The organism is Streptomyces sp. NPDC096311 (assembly GCF_044763085.1).
GTDB lineage: Bacteria > Actinomycetota > Actinomycetes > Streptomycetales > Streptomycetaceae > Streptomyces.
The window spans coordinates 1-1,108 of the sequence record NZ_JBIWFN010000077.1; the positions used below are offsets into that span (position 1 = coordinate 1).

1 protein-coding gene is annotated in these 1,108 nt (G+C 70.7%); it reads right to left on the reverse strand.

All coding sequences use genetic code 11. The features are described from left to right. On the reverse strand, positions 1-885 hold an 885-nt coding region (locus ACIRA5_RS53660; RefSeq protein WP_403706035.1), incomplete at its 3' end, for an IS110 family transposase. Between the last annotated feature and the right edge of the window lie 223 nt (positions 886-1,108).

Below are 1,108 nucleotides of genomic sequence, written 5' to 3' on the forward strand. Positions count from 1 at the left end.
AGCCGCGTTGGCCGCCCGGTCGCCGCCGCGGGAGAGCCGGTGCCGGTTGCTCTTCCCGCTCGAGGCCGGGACGGGGGCCGCACCGCAGAGCGCGGCGAAGGACGTCTCCTTGCGCAGTCGTTCCGGATTCGCCCCCGCCGTGATCAGCAGCTGGGCAGCAGTGTCCGGGCCCACGCCGTAGGCGGAACGCAAGCCGGGGTTGAGGTCGGTGACCAACTTGTCCAACTCCGCGGTCAGAGCCGTGTGGTCCTCGGTCAGGCTCTGGACACGCCGGGCCAGCATGCGCAGCGCGGTCAGGAGCGCTGCGTTCTCGGGATCGGCGGCCGGCCGGACCCGGGCCAGCGCGGCGATGCGCTTGTCACCGGGCTCTGCCGGGTACTTGGCGCGGACCGCGTCGGGCGCGGTGACCAGCAGGTGCGTGATCTGGTTGAGGGCCGCGGTGCGCGCTTTCACTGCGGAGCGCGCGGCGGTCTGCAGGGCACGTATGCCGTCGACCGCACTGTCCTTGGGAACGCTGGTCGCCCGCCCCGAGACGACGGCACGGGCCGCAGCATAGGAGTCGATCGGGTCGGACTTGCCGGCCCTGCGGCGTTCGGCCTTGTCGGGCCGGTTGACCTCGATGACCGTCAGGCCGGCCTGACGAGCGGAACGCCTAAAGCCCGCTCCGTAGGAGGACGTGCCCTCCACGCCGACGGCGGCGACGGTGCCGTGGGCCTGCAAGAAGGCGATCGCGGCAGCGTATCCAGCGGCCCTCGTGGGGAATTCCGCGTCGGCGAGGTGCCCTCCGCGGTCAGTGACCACGGCGACGTGGATGGTCGCGGCGTGGGAGTCCACCCCTCCGACGACTACCTGGTCCGAGAGCTCCGTAGGGACTGTGCCTGTCATGCTGGAGGAGCCTTCCTTGCCGAAGGCAGCTCCGGCCGGACGGGGCAGACAGGACAGTCAGGGGGCCTTTGGCCAGGCTCCTATTAAGTCATACTCCGCCCGGCCGGAGCCCTGGGGAAGCCGGGCTCGGCGGCCGGACAGATCAACGCAAGGACAGTCCAGCAGGACGTCAGTCAGTGATCGGGTCACGGCCACCGGAGACCCGCGTATCACTATGACTGTC